Genomic DNA, 18,491 nt, shown 5'->3' on the forward strand with positions numbered 1-18,491 from the left:
CCTTCCGCAGAACGCCGTTCTCATCCGAGCAGTACCACACGCCGTCCACGGTGTACCAGCCCGTCCAGAGGTGCCCGTCGTCGCGGTCGAGGCGGTAGCGCCTGCCGCCCTCGTCGTACCAGCCCCTATGCAGATTCGCAGTACCGGGGTCGAAGTAGTAGCGCGAACCGTCAATATCGTGCCAACCCCTCACCGCAACACCGTCGGGGCCAAACCAATGCCTCATGCCATCGATGTTTTTCCAGGCGTTGATTACCATCGTAGAACCTTCATACCAATGCCACACGCCATCTTCAAACACCCAATGCCCCTTGCTAAGCCCATACGCTTGGGCGATGCCCTCTGCGTCAGCCTCGCCCATCGCCTTGAGCCAAGCGTCCTGAGCGAGCTTCTGCGAATCGCCATCGCCCGTGATGAACGCATGCTCCACGATGATCGAGGGCATTCCCACCTGACGCGCATAGCGAATCGTCGCATAATAGTCTGCGACGCTGCCGTCGGGATTGAGCTCGTCATCGGAGTCTCTCACCTTCACGCCCCGGTCGTACAAGCCCAGCTCCGTGAGTTTTTCCAAGATGCTCTCGGCAAGCTGCCGCCCCTCCACATGCGCCTCATAATACCAGCTGCTCGCATTCGGATACCACACTTCGGCACCATTGGCACCACTCGTGCCGGCAGAATTGATATGGATGCCCACAAACGCATCGGCGCCGACGGAAACCGCATAGTCCACACGCTCCTTGAGCCCTACATAGAAATCGGACGAGCGTGTCATGCACACCTTTACATTGGCATACTGCCCAAGGGCTTCCTTGCAGTACCGGGCGATGCTTAATGTCAAGTCCTTCTCAAGCAAGCCATTGGCGACTGCCCCGGGATCGCTTCCACCATGCCCCGTATCCAGCACGATCACTAACGTGCCGTCATCCGAACTCAAAAGATTCGAAGAGCCGCGCGCCTGCAAGGCCGCCGAGCCGATCACATCCGGAAGGCTCTTGCCCGCAACCAAGCCCCCATCGCCATCGAGGGAAAACGTCAGAGCCGCACCTTCAAGCCCCTCGTCATCGATAGAGAACGGATCGGCCGCCGCGCTTACCGCGATGAAACCCGGATACGCCGCACGTTCCTCGTCGTACAAATCCAGCACGACAACGGAGCCGTCTGCGAGTGTTGCAGCCATCGAGCGCACCTCATAATCGCCCGCCTCTCCCACGGAGATCTCGAACAGAGCAGCATTGCCCGCGAACTTATTTGCCGCGACGGACTTCTGCACGCCCGCAGTGTCAACGTAGAAAAGCTCGGCAGACTGCACGACAGCTTCCGTTTCGTCGAGCGCCACTACGACATCCTGGGTTCCTCCAACAAACAAGGCAGGGGCGTCGATGTAAACGAAGCCTACGCGCGCCTGCGTGGAATCTTCGATGACGGGGACGGCAGCTGAGGCATCGCCTTCTGCCGCGGGCGAGGGCATCGTCCCATCGCTTTGAGAGGAAGCGGCAAGAGAGATGCCCGCCTCCTCGGGCGCAACTGCGGCGGCAGACCCTCTGTCATCAGCAAAGGCAACCTGCGGCATCGCCGGCAAGGCAACGCCGATTGCTAAAACCGCCGACAACATTGCGCGTGCAAATCTGCCGAACATGCCAATCTCGCCACTGTCCATAGTCATCTCCCTTACGCAATAGCCAAATTTCCGGCTAGCTTCCAAATAGACGCATACCTAGGCGGTCGCCGGCGTGCCCGAGAACGGATCGCGCAGAAGTTCAAACGTCCCATCGACAAAACCGTAAACCGCAGGTGGATGCTCGATGAAAAACCCAGGGGTAAAACTCATGGAGTATGCCCCCGCATATTTGATGAGAACCATATCGCCCTCGGCGAGCTCGGGTTCATCGAGAAGAGTGCATAAGCGATCGCTCTCCATGCACGTAAACCCGCAGAGGTGCTGTTCGGGCATGACATTAGCGCTGCGAGAGAACAGCACATAGGGATAGGCTGTCTTCTTCATCTCGTGATCGATATTCAATCGCGAGAGCTCGCTCACCACAAAGCGAACATTCTTCTCTCCCATATCCTTGACATCAACGACACGTCCCACATAGTACCCGGGCGTGCACACCACAGCACCTCCCGGTTCCACATAAAGTGCCGTCCTGGCAGGATCGCACGCCTCTTTCAACGCGCGCGCAATAGAATGAGCATACTCTTCGTATTTGCCCGCATTGCGCAAGCCACCGCCATAGAAACCGCCGCCCATATCGACGTAATCCAGTTGATCTGCCAGTTCGCACTCTTTTACCACCTTGCAAACGTGATCGGCGAGAATCTCGTAAGCCCGCGGCAAGCGTCCCAGCGTGGTAACGTGCATGTGCAAACCCGTCACCGAAACACCCTCGATGCGGTCAAGCTCCCTTATAACGCGAACCGCCTCGCCGCTTTCGTAGGAGAAGCCGAATCTGCCAGGTTCGTCACCGCCGATGGTCTCACCGGGAAGAAAGCGCTCGAGATCGACGTTCACGCGAACGCCAACGCGCAGCGGCGCATCCGAGCCGACGGCAAGCTCGCGCACCCAACGCAATTCGCGCTTCGAATCGATATTGACCGCCGAGCCATTACGCAAGGCGTACGCAAACCACTCGCGCCCTTTCACGGGGCCATTGAAGATGATGTCTTCGGGACAAAACCCGCAAGAAAGCGCCAAGTCGTACTCGTCGTTTGAAACGACCTCCGCCATACACCCGCACGCATGCGCCTGGGCGAGAATCCACGGAAAGGGATTCGTCTTCACAGAGTACGATACGCGCGCATGATCGCCCCAGGCGTCTTTTAGCGCATCAGTAAAGCTGGAGAAGTTGCCTCGCAGCTCGTTCTCGTCGAAAACGAAGCACGGAGTTTTGAGCTGCTCAAGCTGCTCGCGAGTAAACAAGAACGCCTCCTTTCGCATCGCCTAGCGATAGGCGTTCGCAGTTCCATAGCGCTCGACAAAAAAATCGGCAAAGCGATTTCTATTCATCTCCTGTTTATAGTCGGCAAACAGAGTCGCCGGATCGTATTGCGGCTTGTAGCCAAGTTTAGCACGTGCCTTGTCTACGTTCATGAAGTAGTTCACGCAATCATGCTTCTCAGGGCGATAGATTTTACGCGACTTTGCGTCTGCCGGGCAGAACTCATCGATGATCGCATCAACAAGATGCTCGAGCGAGGTCATAACGCCCGTACCGACGTTGTACATGCCGCCACATTCTTTTGGAGCGAACAACTGCTTCTCAATCATCTGGCAGAAATCCTTCACGTAAATGAGATCCATACCTTTGGCGGGATCCCCCCAAACCTCAAGATCCTCACCGCGCATCGCCCTGTCGATCATAAGGCGATAGGAGCTGACGGCGGGACGCCCATCATGGTAGAGCGTCTTGCATTCGGGCATGTAGCAGTAAATATTCGGCAGCCTCAGCCCGAAGAACGCAATGCCATACTCCTCCTCGAAGTTGCGGCACACATCCTCTGCAGCGCATTTGGTGATCGCGTACACGGAGTGATCGCCAGAAAGAGGCACGCGGCGCGGCATGTCATCCATAAGCTCGACGAGCTCGCCGAAATATCCGTGATAATCGGATATCGTCTGGGTGTAAAGGATGCGCGTGGCACCCGTCTTTCTGCCGTATTCAAGCACATTGAGAGTCCCCATAACATTGGAATTCACGTAGGCACGAGGATCGTAGCCCTCCATATAGGCAGGCAACGCCCCCGCAAAATGCACGAGCGCATAGACGTCGTCAGCGGGAAGTCCCTCGAACGATGCCTCGTCGGCAATATCAAGCTGCACGTAGGACGCTTTGCCCGGATATTTCTTTTCAAAGTACTCGCACGCGCGCCTCCCCGTTGCAACCAGCTCCCATTCGTCACCCAGATGCGCAGCAAGGTGATCTACGGTATACAGGCCAAGTGTTCCAGTTGCACCGAACACGACTATTTTCTTAGCCATGCATATCTCCTCTCGAATAGATTTGCAACACAGGCAAAGCCAGCATCCTAAATGCTCAGCGAGTAGACGATAATACCCGAAATGATCAGGCACAGCGCACCCACCTTGCGAGCGCTCATCTTTTCTTTGAAAATGAACACCCCAAAAAGAGTAACGTAAATATAGCTGGTTGCCTCGAGGATGGGGCCAAAAGACAGAGGAACCACTTTATAGGCGATGATAGTGGCGAACGTGGCAAGTACAAAAATCGCATAAGCCCCTATGACAAGAGGGTTGCAATACTCCCTGATCGGACTTTCATAGGTGCGCATCGCGGACTTCTTAAGCAGAACTTGCGAAACGGAACTGATGAATACACCAAGCAGGAACACGACAGAATACAAAACAAGATCTCCGGACATCAGCGCGCACCGCCCTTCCGCGCTGCGCCATCCTCGTCGTCGTTCGGAGCAGTGGAGTACACCACAATGCCCGCAATCACCAAAACGGCACCAAGGATCATTCCCGCATTCACCGTTTCATGGAATAGCAGCACACCCCACAGCATTCCCCACACCACCGTAACAGCCTTGTTGGCAAACGCCAAGGTAAGGGGCAGTCGTTTGATGATCTGCTGCCAGCCAATCGCATAGACAAACAGCACCACAAGCATACCACCGTATAAAAAAATGAACTCCTGGCTTAAAAAATGCTGATCAGCGGCAGTTTTGCTAAAAATACCCGAGAGTGTGTAGAACAATAACAGCAGATGAAGCGCTATGAGGGTCTTCGCCCAGCCCCCCTTGCACCACAAAGAAAACCTTCCGGCCATCTAGTATCCGACCATCTCGTTCGGGAGCAGCAAGTCGCGCCCCGAGGTATCGACCATGCGAACGGAGCCAAAAAAAGCGTCGGTCGCCTCGTCAAGACGAGCATAGTCATCTGCCCTCAAAAAGATACGCATGGCATAGGGTTTGCCGTCTGCGCCGATGGCGTCGCCGGGCGCATAGTACGACAGCGTCTCCACCACGAGAGAGTTGCCCTCGCAAGGGGCACCTTCAATGCGTGCGACGATGCCGGGCTTACCGTGAAAGTAAAGCCCTGCGGCACGATGTGGCAAAAACGGACTGTGTCCGGCAAGACGGCAAGCAATGCTGTCGCGATCATAGACGTAGTCGAGCAGAAGGTCCTCTATCGCCGGCCCTCCTGCGATCTCCAAAAGTTCATGCTCGTAACCGAATATACGCCCCGCGCACTCGCACACCCGGATGCCGCGCAAAGGCGACCAGAAAAACTGCATGCACAGTGGCCCGTTGCGCATACCGACGTAACGGGCCACTTTCGCCACGATGGCTCGCGCCTCGTCCAATGTCTCAGCAGTGAACCTGCTAGGGTAGACGATCCTCGTCACACGCGGAATCGACCCCTCGCCATCCTCGGTCTTTTCCCGATCCGCTATCTCAAGCACTACGGGTTCTCCGTCGACGATCCAGTTCATCATATTGAACTCATAGCCATCGTCATACTCTTCGCACAACAGGCAATCCCCATCCGAGAACGCCGCCACCTCGTCGAAACGGCACTCGACTTCCTCGGCGCTTTCGAACACGCGAACCCCATGCGATCCATATGCGCTCACAGGCTTGGCAACCACGGGAAAACGCAAACCCGCAAGATCAGCGACAACGGACTCGCGATGCACCTCGACGGAAAGCGGATAGGAGATGCCTAATTCGTCGAACATCTTTTTCATGGATCGCTTGTCGCGCAAGTAGCGCATATGCTCGGAGTCGAGATAGACGGGAAACTCCAACTCCTCGCAAATCTCAATGAGGTTTTCCGCCAGTACATCGGAAAACGACGAAACCACACCGTCAACGCGCTCGGCGCGGCACATCTCGGCGACGGCACGCGTGTCGCGCACATCGATGTCGTAAGACACATCGGCGATGCGCTTCGCAGGGCCTTCTGGATACCCGTCGCAAACAATAACGTAAGCGCCCCTGTCTTGCGCGGTCCTGACAAGCCTGACAAACTCATCCATCGAACCTAGCACAGCGAGCCTGCGCCCCTCAAGACTAGAGAGCATCTTCCACCCCTTCCCCTTTGCCTCCAACGACCTTCCTCAGCACGTATTGGGGCATTTTGTTCACGGTCATGAACAAACGTCCCAAATACTCGCCGATAAGTCCCAAAAACAGCAAAACGAGCCCCGAGCACATAAGCAGCACCGCCATGATGGAGCTCCAGCCCATCTGCATGCTAGGGTCAAAAATACGCTGCACCACTACCACAACAGCAAACACGAGCCCAACCGCGCCAAGAACCGCGCCGACAAGCGACGCGAGGCGCAACGGAACCATCGAGAAGTTCAGAACTGTCGACCACAGACGAAACAGCGATTTGAACGTGTAACCCGATGTGCCCACTTCGCGGTCGAAATGCTCGACGGCGACATTGGCCATCTTGCGCGTTGCTTGGAACAGCAACCCCTGAATGTAAACGTACGGCCCATCATAGCGCGTCAGCTCATCGGAAATGAAACGCTTCATGACCAAAAAATTGCTCGCTTCTATATCCTTCGGACGTCCAGTGAGAACGCGCATCGTCCAAAGAGTGAAGTTCGATCCGAGGCGCCGCCACCACGCTTCACGATGATCGGGATATTTGGCGAACACAACATCATAGACGCCCTCAAGAGCGACGTCGAGAAGCTTTTCGCACTGAGACGGATGCGTCTGCATGTCATCATCCATAAGCATCACATAATCGCCAGACGCATGACGCAGCCCTGCGATGATAGCGTTATGCTGTCCAAAATTACGCGCGAAATTGATTCCCACCACGCAAGGATCAACCTCTGAGAGTTTGCAGATCTCGTCGAATGTGCCATCCGTGGATCCGTCATTGACGAGAACGAACTCGTAGCGAAGCCCCATCCTCCTAAGTTCCGCCCGAGTTCCTTCCACGACCTTCGCGATAGTCTTCTCGGAGTAGTAGCAAGGTATAACAACAGACACCTTGGGCGGTATGCCGCTAGAAGATGCAATGCTTGCGCTCGCCTTACCTTTGCCCATAGTACTCCTTAACCGCCTCGGAAACGAAGAGGGCATCGTCTTTTGGCATATCGTAATACAGCGGCAAGCGCACGAGACGGTCGGAATCGGCATCGGTCACTCGCATGGAGCCGACAGCCCTGCCAAAGCGCAAGCCCGCAGGAGACGAATGCAGCGGAACATAATGAAACGCGGGGAAGATATTACGCGCCTTGAGAAAATCAATGAGTTCCGTACGCTCCTTCAAATCGCGACATTTCAAATAGAACATATGCGCGTTGTGCTGACAGCTTTCGGGAATCGTCGGCAGTGAAACAAGCCCTGCGTCAGCAAGGGGTTTGAGTTCGCGGCTGTAGATGCCCCACGTGGTGAGGCGATTATCATTGATCTCATCGGCCACCTGCAGCTGCGCCCATAAATACGCTGCGTTCATGTCGCTCGGCAAATAGCTGCTGCCATAATCAACCCAAGTGTATTTATCCACTTGGCCCCGGAAGAAACGTGAACGATTCGTCCCCTTTTCCCGTATGATCTCAGCACGTTCCACATGCTCAGAACGATTGACGGAAATGGCGCCGCCCTCTCCCATCGAGTAGTTTTTCGTTTCATGGAACGAGTAGCATCCAAAATCTCCGATGGTGCCGAGGTGACGACCTTTGTATGTGGACATAACGCCCTGTGCGGCATCCTCAACCACCAGCAATCCATAACGACGCGCAATGTCCATAATAGAGTCCATCTCGCAAGCAACACCCGCATAGTGGACGGGCACGATAACGCGCGTCTTGTCGGTAATGGCTTCCTCGATTTTAGTTTCATCAATGCACATCGTGTCGGAACGCACGTCGACAAACACCAGCCTCGCCCCCACCAACACAAATGCAGTGGCGGTGGTGGAAAACGTATAGCTCGGCAAAATAACCTCATCGCCAGGATTGAGGTCGCATAAAATGGCGGCCATCTCCAATGCGGTCGTGCCACTCGTGGTAAGCAGCATTCTACGCGCACCAAAGCGCTCTTCCAGCCATTCGCTGCACAGTTTGGTGAACATCCCGTCACCGCTGATTTTGCGATTAGCAGCAGCTGCCTGCTCGACGAACCCGAGCTCGGTGCCAACGTAAGGAGGTATATTGAAAGGGATCACCGACCCACCTCTTCCGTTTGCGACAACCGCCGTCCGTACATGTCTTGATAATAGCTTTGATAGGCTCCACTCGTAACGTCTTCAACCCATGCGCGGTTATCCAAATACCAGCGAATGGTTTTGACGATACCCTCTGCAAAGGATGTCTCAGGATGCCATCCCAATTCGGCTTCAATCTTGTCGGGAGCTATACCGTAACGACGGTCATGCCCCTTTCGGTCGGCGACGTAGGTTATGAGAGAATCGCCTATGGCGTCATCGGCCGTCCAACGGCGCACTTCGGCGACGATGGTCTTCACGACATCGATGTTGCTGCGCTCATTATGCCCACCGATGTTGTATACTTCACCCGGCCTTCCCTTGCGCAGCACCAAATCTATCGCCTTGCAGTGATCCCCCACATACAGCCAATCGCGTACGTTCAATCCATCGCCGTACACGGGAAGCTGCTTGCGATGCAGCGCATTGTTTATCATAAGGGGAATAAGCTTTTCGGGAAACTGATAGGGGCCATAATTGTTCGAACAGCGAGTAATGTTTATCGGCATACCGTACGTGTCACCATAAGCGCGCACAAACATGTCGGCAGACGCCTTCGACGCCGAATAAGGCGAATGAGGGCACAACGGCGTGTCCTCGCGGAAAAACGCTCCGGGATCGTCGAGAGGCAAGCTGCCGTACACTTCATCCGTGCCTACCTGCAGGAAACGCACGTCATTGGGATAGACGCCATCCTCTCGCTCCCAAACTGCGCGAAACGCGTCAAGCAGCGAGATCGTACCACCAACGTTGGTCTCTTCGAACACTGCAGGAGTTTCTATCGAACGGTCGACATGCGACTCTGCTGCAAAATTCACAACATAGTCGGGCTTGACCCTCTTGAACAAATCGCGCATTTCCGCACGATCGCAAATGTTAGCATGCATAAAATTATAGGAAGGGCTATTTTCCACTTCCTGCAGGCTCTTCAAGTTGCCCGCATACGTTAGAGCATCGACGTTCACAACCTTCACACCATCGCCGTACTTCTCAAGCACATATCGAATGAAATTCGACCCGATGAAACCAGCCCCGCCCGTGATAAGATACGTCTTCACCATTTCCATTTTCGCTTATTCCTCGACTCCTTGGCGATAAATCCTTCTTTCCGCAACTTTCCTCAAATGCTCCCCATAAGGCGATTTTCCAAAACGCTCTGCCGAAGCCAACAACATATCATGATCGATCCAGCCATTGTTGAAGGCAATCTCCTCCAACGAGGCGATCTGCAATCCTTGATTGGCTTCAACGGCACGAACAAATTCGCTTGCCTGATATAAACTCTCCATAGTTCCCGTATCAAGCCAAGCAGCGCCACGGGGAAGAATCTCCACCCTCAGAGATCCGTCTTCGAGATAGCGCTTATTTACATCGGTTATCTCAAGCTCTCCGCGTGCAGAAGGTCTAACGTCCTTGGCAAAATCAATCACTCGGTTGTCGTAAAAGTACAACCCCGTCACAGCGTAGTTTGAACGTGGGTGCTCAGGTTTTTCCTCGAGCGAAACCGCTTTCCCATGGTCATCAAACTCCACAACGCCAAAGCGTTCGGGATCTTCCACATAAGATCCGAATACGGTCGCACCGCATTCGCGACTCGCTGCCATCTGAAGTTTGGAGGTCAAACCCCCTCCGTAAAAGATGTTATCCCCGAGGACGAGAGCGCAGTTGTCGCCACCGATGAATTCCTCGCCAATAAGGAAAGCTTGGGCGAGCCCATCGGGAGAAGGCTGCTCTGCATAAGACAAGCTGAGGCCAAATGAATCACCGGCCTGAAGTAACCTCTTGAAATTAGGAAGATCTTGCGGAGTGGATATAAGAAGAATATCCCTAATCCCCGCCAGCATAAGAATGGAGAGGGGATAGTAGATCATCGGCTTGTCGTATACAGGCAAAAGCTGCTTTGAGGTCACCGTAGTGAGAGGATAGAGCCTTGTGCCCGAACCTCCTGCCAGTATAATGCCCTTAGCCACTGTCTATCCCAACTTCCGTTCGAAAGCTTCGAAACATTTCTAGATGCACGTAACTACAGTAAAGATATTATACTAAAATGAGTTGTTCGGTAGTCGCCATCGAACAACATCCGTCGAATACGACATAAAGCTGTCACACCGACCGAATCGATCCTCGGCGAACGCTTTCGATCCGACAATAGCGCTAACCATGCCCAAAAGCACAGCTAGAGCCTACTTGAGCGAGCTTTCGGCAGATCGTTCGCAACACACGCCAAAAGCAAGCGGGCAGCTTAGGGCGTAACCACTTCCGGCACCCAGAGAAGACGCCAAGCATTTCAGGCAAGAAAAAGGAAACAGAGCGGGGCATTAAAAGCCGTTTCTACTCGGATGTCGTAGCGCAGTCGGCAATGATCGCTGCCCGCATGAACCATAGCCAGATCACCACATGCAAGAGAAAGGCTTCCCAATGCTCGATTTTCACCATCTCAGCCAGACCCGACATCCACGCCCGCTCCGCAAAGGCCATCATCTTCAACATCGTGATTGGAAACATCTGCACCCGATTCCAACCAAGATGCGGCAGCGATCAGCGGGCGGCTCTCCCCCGACCAGTCAGCCAGAGCCGCCCGCTTCGATACGATCTTTCGCGCCTCATGACAATGCTCTGTCCATAATAGAAACGACCGACTATCCGAAATCGGGAATCTCTCTCAAGATTTTGAACAAATGCTTTGACGGCAGGATACGAGAAAGGTTCGGATACGCAGACCCATGCTCAGGCGAAGCTTCCCGTTCGACCACGAGGTCGGAAGGGAGCGCTACGCCTACACCAGACCACCCTCTTATCTAGAGCTCCATCCCGAGTACCACTGGTGTGCCCGAAAGGTCAACGGCGGTTTATCAGAGAGGGATCAAAGGCCCGGAGAAAAGACCCACAATGCACGCGAGAGAGGCTTCATTTTCATCTTTCATCCATAACGTCTTTAGCAGCAAATATAGTAATAGGATCATGGATTGACTCGGTCAAGTACCGTGAGGCCCTTTTCAAGATTCGTCTCTCACCTGACATCGACAAAAGATTGCCGCTATCAAGAATGGAATTCGTCAACCTAGCGCCATCCGACACCACACCTCGTATCCTCTCGATTGCTTTTTGTCGTATACTGATTAAGCATTTTGCAAAAAACACGAGGAAAAGCGGTTCGCATGACTTTGAATAGTCCTCTGATCAGTGTGATCATCCCAATTTACAATGCCGAGCGATACCTTGACCAGTGCCTCGGCAGTGTCGAAGAGCAGATTTACCGCAATTTGGAAATCATCTGCCTCAACGACGGGTCGACCGATAGCTCCCTTGGGATCATGCAAAAGCATGCAGCGCAAGATGGCCGCATCCGCATCATCGACAAACAAAACCAGGGCTACGGCGCCAGCTGCAATCGCGGACTAAAAGAAGCCCAAGGCGACTACGTCTCCATAGTGGAACCCGATGACTGGATCGAGCCGTCCATGTACAAAGACATGCTTGCCTTTGCCGACCAGCTCGACACCCCCATCGACATCATCAAGACAGCCTATTGGCGCATCGTTAATGCCGATACGCCGCGCCAGCGCAAGCTTAACTGCAGTTACAAGAGCCGCATTCACCCTCTCAAACAACCGTTCGCAATTAGGGACGCCCCTCACCTGCTATGTCATCATCCTTCCATCTGGTCGGCCATTTACCGTCGGGAATTTCTTGAGCTAAGAGGTATTCACTTCAAGGAAATCCCTGGTGCAGGTTGGGCCGACAATCCATTTCTCGTTGAAACCCTCTGTCAGACCGACCGGATCGCCTACTTAGACAATGCCTACTACTGCTATCGCGAAGAAACTCCCGAGAAAACAAAAGCGTTTGCGCAGCACAACACCCTGCTGCCGATCGAGCGTTGGAACGACATGATGGACGTACTCGAGCGTCTTCGGGTGTCCGATGCCGCCATCTTGCGCGCGCACAACAGCCGCGGATTCACCTACCTGAGCGGCATCATCGAAGAGGTGGATCTCTCCCACAACGAGGTGCGCGAGGCGGCTGCGCATATGTTCGAGCGCATGGATGCGGATCTGGTGTTCTCCGATCCCGAGATCTCGCCAGGGTGCAAGCGCATGTTCGCCGAGCTGCGCAGACTGCCCTGCCCCCGCATCGACAAGATGGCCTACCTCCGAGGGCTCGTCTCGCAAGGCGTTTATAACCTCAAGAACACCGGGGTGTCGAACACCTTCTTCGCGACGAGCAACTACCTGAAGAAACGCAAGAAACGCACCGGCAGGCGATAGAGCCTCCATTTGCATAAACGCCGGCAATCCCCCATCCTTCGAGGATGCCCCACCCTGCCGATGACGGGCCTGTCGGGCAAAAGAGCTCGTGCTTTCCAAAGCCGAGCTCTTTTCGCAACAGTTACGACAGAATCCGTCAGAAGGAGCCGTCCCTTCACGTAGGACAAACGCAGGACGCATAAGCTCCAAGGCATACTCCTTTGCGGGAGCAGAGCGAACGCAGCCAGAACAATTACCCGCCCGATATGTTTAACGGTCTGCCAATGGGGAATGTCCAACTTATTTTGTCTCCCGCACGATGGTGGGGACAATTCGATTCGATGAAGTAAGTATTTTGAAAAAGCCAGACCGTCTTATTCGTTGTCATCCGATAAGGGATGGATCTCCACAAGCTTCGCATGAGCGTGGCAAGAGACGGCAAGCAATACGCGATATCGCCTCACGATACCAGCGAAAGAGCCTCGTTGGCCTCGCCGAGCAATTCGGAGACCGCTTGTCCGAAATCCTTCGAACGCTGGCACGACATGATGGATGCGCTTCAACGGCTGAACGTTTCAGACGCGAGCGTGCTCGACGCGCTTTACGAACGGGGCTTCACCTATCTCGCAGCCACTCAGGCCAACGCAGGGTTCAGCCAGGAAGAGCTTCGCGAACCGGCAGCGAGCATGTTCGAGCGCATGAACGCCGACCCCGTCTTCGCGAATCCGGCCATCCCGCCCAGCGGCAAACGCCTCTTCGCCCAGCTGCGCGGTCTCCCCTGCCCGACGAACCTCGGCAAGCTGCCCTACCTGCGCACCCTCGCAACAGAAGGGCTCTACAGCCTCAAGAACCTCGGCCCGCCAACACCCTCGCCGCCATGCGAGACTTTCTGCGAAAGTCAAAGTGACGCAAAGGAGCCGCTCTCGCAACTCCGCATAACCACCAGAAACTATCACCCCTCGCGAACAATCCAGCCCTCATCGATGGTGCGCCGCTCGGGGTCGAAGGACACCCCCGCCTTCACCACACGCTTGCCGCCCGCCTCCCAAGGGATCGCGTAGCCCTTGGAATCGATCTGCGCAAGCGCCTCTTCGGCGGTGCCGCCGTACTTGAGCTCCATCACGTAGACCGTCCGCGCGCTCTCAAGCACCAGATCCACCCGACCCGACGACGTGCGCACTTCGGAAGACACGCGCGCGCCGGCCACCTTGAACGCCACGAACAGAAGCGATTGGAACGCCTTCTCGTCCTTCGGAGCCAAATCATAGGGAACCGCTGCCAAGAATGAGCGCAGCAGCCCCAAGGCGCGTTCCAAATCGTCCTCGCGCACGGCACGCGCGAAGCCTACTGCGAAAGCGTCGCGCTCCACGTCGCCCATCGGCGCGTAAGCGGGCAACAAGGCGTTGTACAAGCCCTCGCGCACCTCTTCGTTCGGGATGCCCAGCGTGTAAGCATCGTAGTCCGCATCGTAGCTTTTGATAGTGAGGTACCCCGCTTGGTACATGAAGGGAACGGGCGTGGCCATGCCCTCGGTGGGAGCGTCGAAGGTCACCGCGCGAGCCTCCACGCCCTCCAGGTCGGAAAGGTCGAAGCCACTCGTCTTGAGCATGCGCACAAGCGACGAGGGGGTTCCCGATTCGAACCAATACGAGCCTATGCGGCCGTACTGCAGGGCGTTGACCAAACTGTAGGGGTTGTAGATATCGGGCGAGCCCTCGCAGAAGCGATAGCCGTCGTATTTGGCCTTGAGCGCGGCGCGGCACTCCGGCTCGGACATCCCCATGCGCTCGGCAAGCAGCGCCACATCGGGCGCCAAATCGCGCTCAAGCTCCTCGGCGGTGATGCCGCAGATGCCCGCGAAAGAGGGCTCCATGCTCACGTTCTGCATATTGTTCAACTCGCTGAAGATCGACAGCTGGCTGAACTTGGTGATGCCGGTGAGGAACACGAAACGCAATTGGGGCTCCAAAGCCTTCAAAGGCGAGTAGAACTCGCGCATGACCTCGCGAAACTCCTGCAAACGCTCCGGATCGTGCATGACGCCGAGAAGCGGGGCGTCGTATTCGTCCACAAGCACGACGGGACTTTCCCCCGTCTTTTCAGCCGCCATACGCACAAGCGTTTCCAAGCGCGCCCCAGGCGAAAGACCTTCCTCGCTTACGCCCCACTTCTCCTCCAGCGAAGAGAACAGCATGTCGAACTTCGCAATGAGCGCCGAGAGCGTCACATCCTTGAAGCGACTGAAGTCGAACCGCAGCACGGGATGCTCCCGCCATTCGCCCTCCAGCCCTTCGATCGCCAAACCCTCGAACAGGTCACGGCGACCCTGGAAATACGCCTCCATGGTGGACACGAGCAAGGTCTTGCCGAAGCGCCGCGGGCGCGAGAGGAACACGTACTTGCCGCCCAAGTGCGTCAAGTCGTACACGTAACGGGTCTTGTCGGCATAGAGGAAGCCTCCCTTGCGGATCTCCTCGAACACCTGCCGCCCCACCGGATACTTTCCTACCGCCTGTGCCACACCCGTCTCCCATCGACATCGACCGTACCCAACCGTATCCAGAATTATACCAGCTAACGCAGACCCTCTCGGAACGGTCGGAGAGCCGTTGCGCGTCTGCCGCAATCGGATGATATCACCCGACCGAACCGGCCGGACGCCCCTTCCTTCGCCCGTCTACCGCAAAAGGGGCGGCACCGCGCGCATCGCGGCACCGCCCCCCCTTCGGCAAGCCCCCGGCGTCTACCCTACGCGCGCAGATCCACCCCCAGCTCGGCCTTCACCACGTCGAACGCCGCGTCGATGGCCTTGTCCATGTCGTAGTACTTGTAGCCGCCCAGGCGCCCCGCGAACACCACGTTGCCCTCCTGTTCGGCCAGCTTCGCGTACTCGGCGTACAGCGCGCCGTTGCGCTCGTCGTTGATGGGGTAGTACGGCTCATCGCCGCGCTCCCACGTGGCGGGATACTCGCGCGTGATGATGGAGACGGGCTGCGTGCCGAACTCGAAGTGCTTGTGCTCGATGATGCGCGTGTAGGGCACCTCGCGCTCGGTGTAGTTCACCACCGCGTTGCCCTGCCAGTTGTCGCACTCCACGCGCTCGCTCTCGAAGCGCAGGCTGCGGTACTCCAGCGCGCCCAGCCGGTAGTCGAAGTACTCGTCGATGGGGCCGCAGTAGATCACCCTATCGGCGATGCCGGGATGCTCCGCGATGAAGTCGCGGTACTCCGTGTCCAGCAGCACCTCCGTATCGCCCAGCATGCGCTCCACCATGGCCGTGTAGCCGCCGATGGGGATGCCCTGCCAACGGTCGTTGAAGTAGTTGTTGTCGTAGATGAAACGCACCGGCAGCCGCTTGATGATAGAGGCCGGCAGCTCCGTGCAATCCCTGCCCCACTGCTTCTCGGTATAGCCCTTCACCAGCTTCTCGTACACGTCGCGCCCCACAAGCGACAGCGCCTGCTCCTCCAGGTTCTTCGGCTCGTCCACCGCGCAGGCCGCCTTCTGCTCCTCGATGATGGCGCGCGCTTCGGTCGGCGTGCGCACACCCCACATCTTCGAGAAGGTGTTCATGTTGAACGGCATGTTGTACAACTCGTCCTTGTACACCGCCACCGGCGAGTTCACGTAGTTGTTGAACTCGGCGAAACGGTTCACGTACTCCCACACCGGGCGCAGCGACGTGTGGAAGATGTGGGCGCCGTATTTGTGCACGTTGATGCCCTCCACCTCTTCCGTGTAGATGTTGCCCGCCACATGGGAGCGCCTATCGATCACCAGGCAGGACCTCCCCGCCTCCTTCGCCTCGTGAGCGAACACGGCCGACGTGATGCCGGCGCCGACGATCAGGTAGTCGTAATGGGATCGCATGCGCATTCCTTTCGTTTCGGGAGCGCGCCCTTCGCAAAGGGACGTCACTCGCAATTCACCGTATGGCAGTACGTGGGCACGGCGCTTCCCAGAACGCGCACCGCGTCCTCGTCGCAGCCGCCAAGCGCCTCTTCAAGCTCGTCGAGCTTCGCAGCCACCTCTTCGTAGCCGATCTCTTGACCAGCGGAGATCATGATGGATCGGCTCTCGGTGGCAAGCGTGCTTTCCTCGTCCATCAAAAGCTCCTCGTACATCTTCTCGCCATCGCGCAAGCCGGTGAACACGATCTCGATGCCCACGGCCCCTGAAAGACGAATGAGGTTCTTCGCCAGATCGAGAATCTTCACCGGCTCCCCCATGTCGAGGATGAATATCTCGCCGCCCTTCGCCATGCTGCCCGCCTGGATGACGAGGCGCGTGGCCTCGGGAACGGTCATGAAGTAGCGCTCGATCTCAGGATGCGTCACCGTAACAGGACCGCCAGCAGCTATCTGCTTTTTAAACAGCGGAATGACGCTTCCGTTGCTGCCGAGCACGTTCCCGAAGCGCACCGCAGAGAAGATGGTTTTGGAAGCGCGCGCGTAATACTGGATCACCATCTCCCCCATGCGCTTCGTCGCCCCCATGACGCTCGTCGGATTGACCGCTTTGTCCGTAGAAATGAAAATGAACCTCCGAACGCCGAACTTGTCGGACGCGCGCACCACGTTCAGCGTGCCGAACACGTTGTTCTGGATCGCTTCGCGAGGGCACGCCTCCATAAGGGGAACGTGCTTGTGCGCAGCCGCATGGAACACGGCCGAGGGACGGTACCTTTCGAACAGCTCGTCCACGCGCTTCCGGTCGCATACGCTGCCGATCTCGACGCGCACATCGACATCGTCGTATTCGGAGAGCAGCTCAAGCCGCAGCAGATACGCGTCGTTCTCGTATATGTCGAACACAACGATACGGGCAGGAGCCACCTTGGCCAGCTGGCGGCACAATTCGCTGCCGATGGAACCGCCGCCTCCGGTGACGAGGACCGTTTCGCCGGAAATGTAACTTGAGGCGATACGCGTGTCGAGCACGATCTCCTCCCGACCGAGAAGATCCGCCACGTCGACATCCAGAAGCGCCACATCCCCCAGCTCATCGATGCGCAATTCACGGATGTTGGGAAGGGTTTTGAGCTTGCAATCCGTCTGAGTGCACACGGAGTAGATATGACGCCGCTCCGTCGCCGTGGCAGACGGAATAGCCACCACGATCTGCTTCACATCGTACTGCTCAACAAGCGACAATATGTCGTCAGTCCCTCCCGCCACCTTGACGCCGTGGATTCGGGATCCTTTTTTCGTCGGATCATCGTCGGTTGCGACAACCGGGACGCCCGGCATATTGGGATCTTTGGAGGCCATGCGCGTAATGGTGAGGGATCCCGTCTCACCCGCCCCGACGATCAAAGTTCGAGGACGCTCCACCTCGGTCGAAGCGCGCACAGGATGCTTACGCCGCAAAATGCGCCAGACCATGCGCACACCGCCCATGATGAGCACAAGCAGTATCGCCGATGCAACGAACACGCGAATAGGCAAGCGCACGTTGATAACCCATAAAAACACGGCCCCTGCCAACGTGGAGAGCACGACGGAGAGCATGATCTGGATCGCCTCATCAACGCTCGCATACTCCCACAAATTGTTGTACAAACGAAACAGTGCCAGACCAGCGATATTGAACAGCGCCAATATGCCGAGCATGAAATAGATCTCGTTGTTGACGAACACTTCGTCGTACACATTCGTCAACAACGAAGCAAGCCAATAGGAAAGGTACGTGGACGCCACATCACACAGCAGCAAAAGCGCAGCACGCTTTGCAATATGCAAGTCCATCACAGCCCCTTTGCATCATGCCATCTAACTGTTTTATTGTAATGGAATAAACGATCTCGAGACAGCGCCATTCAAAGAGGCCACGAACACAGCATGTTTCCTGCGACGGCCGCGATTCGCCCGAACCGCAGCCTCACCACCCGCTTGTACGGCGCAACGCCTTCGAGCCCCCCCCCGCGCGAAAAAGGCGCTCGCCCCCGGCCGTCCCCCGGCCGGGGGCGAGCGCCCCTCGGAGCAGAAAAGCGCCCTCCGCGAGCGCGACGCCCTGTCCTCCCGCGGGCTGCCCCGCAGTACTTT

The 18,491-nt window shown here is 56.4% G+C and carries 16 protein-coding genes; 2 read left to right on the plus strand and 14 right to left on the minus strand.

What is annotated here, in order from left to right:
• The 11 genes from C2L80_RS10400 to C2L80_RS13920 all read right to left on the minus strand — a co-directional run.
• The coding region (locus C2L80_RS10400) for an N-acetylmuramoyl-L-alanine amidase (RefSeq protein WP_193602635.1) at positions 1-1,660 on the minus strand (1,660 nt) is incomplete at its 3' end.
• Positions 1,661-1,717: 57 nt separating this feature from the next.
• Positions 1,718-2,923 carry a type III PLP-dependent enzyme domain-containing protein gene (locus tag C2L80_RS10405; protein ID WP_157941065.1) on the minus strand — a complete coding sequence of 402 codons (1,206 nt, stop codon included), beginning with the start codon at positions 2,921-2,923 and terminating at the stop codon, positions 1,718-1,720.
• Positions 2,924-2,944: 21 nt separating this feature from the next.
• The gene (locus C2L80_RS10410; RefSeq protein WP_103263166.1) at positions 2,945-3,982 is read right to left on the minus strand and encodes an NAD-dependent epimerase/dehydratase family protein; all 1,038 of its coding nucleotides are present in this window, start codon (positions 3,980-3,982) and stop codon (positions 2,945-2,947) included.
• Between the two features lie 47 nt (positions 3,983-4,029).
• Positions 4,030-4,293 (minus strand): EamA family transporter, encoded by a 264-nt coding sequence (locus C2L80_RS10415; RefSeq protein WP_239938910.1) that lies wholly within the window; start codon positions 4,291-4,293, stop codon positions 4,030-4,032.
• 89 nt (positions 4,294-4,382) lie between these two features.
• Positions 4,383-4,793: a transporter gene (locus C2L80_RS10420; protein WP_103263168.1), complete on the minus strand. Its 411-nt coding sequence runs from the start codon at positions 4,791-4,793 to the stop codon at positions 4,383-4,385.
• Complete coding sequence (locus tag C2L80_RS10425; protein ID WP_103263169.1) at positions 4,794-6,050, minus strand: ATP-grasp domain-containing protein; 1,257 nt, start codon at positions 6,048-6,050, stop codon at positions 4,794-4,796.
• Entirely contained in the window at positions 6,040-7,038 is a 999-nt protein-coding gene (locus C2L80_RS10430; protein WP_157941066.1) for a glycosyltransferase family 2 protein, read from the minus strand. The genes C2L80_RS10425 and C2L80_RS10430 overlap by 11 nt, the downstream gene beginning before the upstream one ends.
• Positions 7,025-8,161 carry a dTDP-4-amino-4,6-dideoxygalactose transaminase gene (rffA, locus tag C2L80_RS10435; protein WP_103263171.1) on the minus strand — a complete coding sequence of 379 codons (1,137 nt, stop codon included), beginning with the start codon at positions 8,159-8,161 and terminating at the stop codon, positions 7,025-7,027. Before rffA ends, C2L80_RS10430 begins: the two co-directional genes overlap by 14 nt.
• A complete protein-coding gene (gene rfbB, locus C2L80_RS10440) occupies positions 8,158-9,267 on the minus strand; it encodes a dTDP-glucose 4,6-dehydratase (RefSeq protein WP_239938912.1) in 1,110 nt (369 codons plus the stop codon). Before rfbB ends, rffA begins: the two co-directional genes overlap by 4 nt.
• A 6-nt stretch (positions 9,268-9,273) precedes the next feature.
• Positions 9,274-10,170: a glucose-1-phosphate thymidylyltransferase RfbA gene (rfbA, locus tag C2L80_RS10445; protein ID WP_103263172.1), complete on the minus strand. Its 897-nt coding sequence runs from the start codon at positions 10,168-10,170 to the stop codon at positions 9,274-9,276.
• A gap of 361 nt (positions 10,171-10,531) precedes the next feature.
• Positions 10,532-10,705 (minus strand): hypothetical protein, encoded by a 174-nt coding sequence (locus tag C2L80_RS13920; RefSeq protein ID WP_169999055.1) that lies wholly within the window; start codon positions 10,703-10,705, stop codon positions 10,532-10,534.
• A gap of 653 nt (positions 10,706-11,358) precedes the next feature.
• Here C2L80_RS13920 and C2L80_RS10450 point away from each other — a divergent pair.
• Together C2L80_RS10450 and C2L80_RS13750 are read left to right on the plus strand one after the other, a co-directional pair.
• Entirely contained in the window at positions 11,359-12,468 is a 1,110-nt protein-coding gene (locus C2L80_RS10450; RefSeq protein ID WP_103263173.1) for a glycosyltransferase, read from the plus strand.
• A gap of 464 nt (positions 12,469-12,932) precedes the next feature.
• Complete coding sequence (locus tag C2L80_RS13750; RefSeq protein WP_129589942.1) at positions 12,933-13,508, plus strand: hypothetical protein; 576 nt, start codon at positions 12,933-12,935, stop codon at positions 13,506-13,508.
• On the opposite strand, the gene C2L80_RS10455 is transcribed toward C2L80_RS13750, so the two are convergent.
• The 3 genes from C2L80_RS10455 to C2L80_RS10465 all read right to left on the minus strand — a co-directional run bounded on the left by C2L80_RS10455 (position 13,400) and on the right by C2L80_RS10465 (position 18,194).
• A complete protein-coding gene (locus C2L80_RS10455) occupies positions 13,400-14,968 on the minus strand; it encodes an ATP-binding protein (RefSeq protein ID WP_103263174.1) in 1,569 nt (522 codons plus the stop codon). The genes C2L80_RS13750 and C2L80_RS10455 overlap by 109 nt on opposite strands.
• Positions 14,969-15,195: 227 nt before the next feature.
• Positions 15,196-16,317, minus strand: a complete 1,122-nt coding sequence (gene glf / locus C2L80_RS10460; protein WP_239938914.1) for a UDP-galactopyranose mutase — start codon at positions 16,315-16,317, stop codon at positions 15,196-15,198.
• A gap of 44 nt (positions 16,318-16,361) precedes the next feature.
• A complete protein-coding gene (locus tag C2L80_RS10465; RefSeq protein ID WP_103263176.1) occupies positions 16,362-18,194 on the minus strand; it encodes a polysaccharide biosynthesis protein in 1,833 nt (610 codons plus the stop codon).
• Positions 18,195-18,491 lie beyond the last annotated feature (297 nt).

The sequence above is a fragment of the Rubneribacter badeniensis genome (genome assembly GCF_002899695.1).
GTDB lineage: Bacteria > Actinomycetota > Coriobacteriia > Coriobacteriales > Eggerthellaceae > Rubneribacter > Rubneribacter badeniensis.

Excerpts from the sequence above, each read along its gene's own strand:
- C2L80_RS10410 (WP_103263166.1), bottom strand. The coding sequence starts at position 3,982 with ATGGCTAAGAAAATAGTCGTGTTCGGTGCAACTGGAACACTTGGCCTG.
- C2L80_RS10415 (WP_239938910.1), bottom strand. The coding sequence starts at position 4,293 with ATGCGCACCTATGAAAGTCCGATCAGGGAGTATTGCAACCCTCTTGTC.
- C2L80_RS10420 (WP_103263168.1), bottom strand. The coding sequence starts at position 4,793 with ATGGCCGGAAGGTTTTCTTTGTGGTGCAAGGGGGGCTGGGCGAAGACC.
- C2L80_RS10425 (WP_103263169.1), bottom strand. The coding sequence starts at position 6,050 with ATGCTCTCTAGTCTTGAGGGGCGCAGGCTCGCTGTGCTAGGTTCGATG.
- C2L80_RS10430 (WP_157941066.1), bottom strand. The coding sequence starts at position 7,038 with ATGGGCAAAGGTAAGGCGAGCGCAAGCATTGCATCTTCTAGCGGCATA.
- rfbB (WP_239938912.1), bottom strand. The coding sequence starts at position 9,267 with ATGGAAATGGTGAAGACGTATCTTATCACGGGCGGGGCTGGTTTCATC.
- C2L80_RS13920 (WP_169999055.1), bottom strand. The coding sequence starts at position 10,705 with ATGTTTCCAATCACGATGTTGAAGATGATGGCCTTTGCGGAGCGGGCG.
- C2L80_RS10450 (WP_103263173.1), top strand. The coding sequence starts at position 11,359 with ATGACTTTGAATAGTCCTCTGATCAGTGTGATCATCCCAATTTACAAT.
- glf (WP_239938914.1), bottom strand. The coding sequence starts at position 16,317 with ATGCGATCCCATTACGACTACCTGATCGTCGGCGCCGGCATCACGTCG.
- C2L80_RS10465 (WP_103263176.1), bottom strand. The coding sequence starts at position 18,194 with ATGGACTTGCATATTGCAAAGCGTGCTGCGCTTTTGCTGCTGTGTGAT.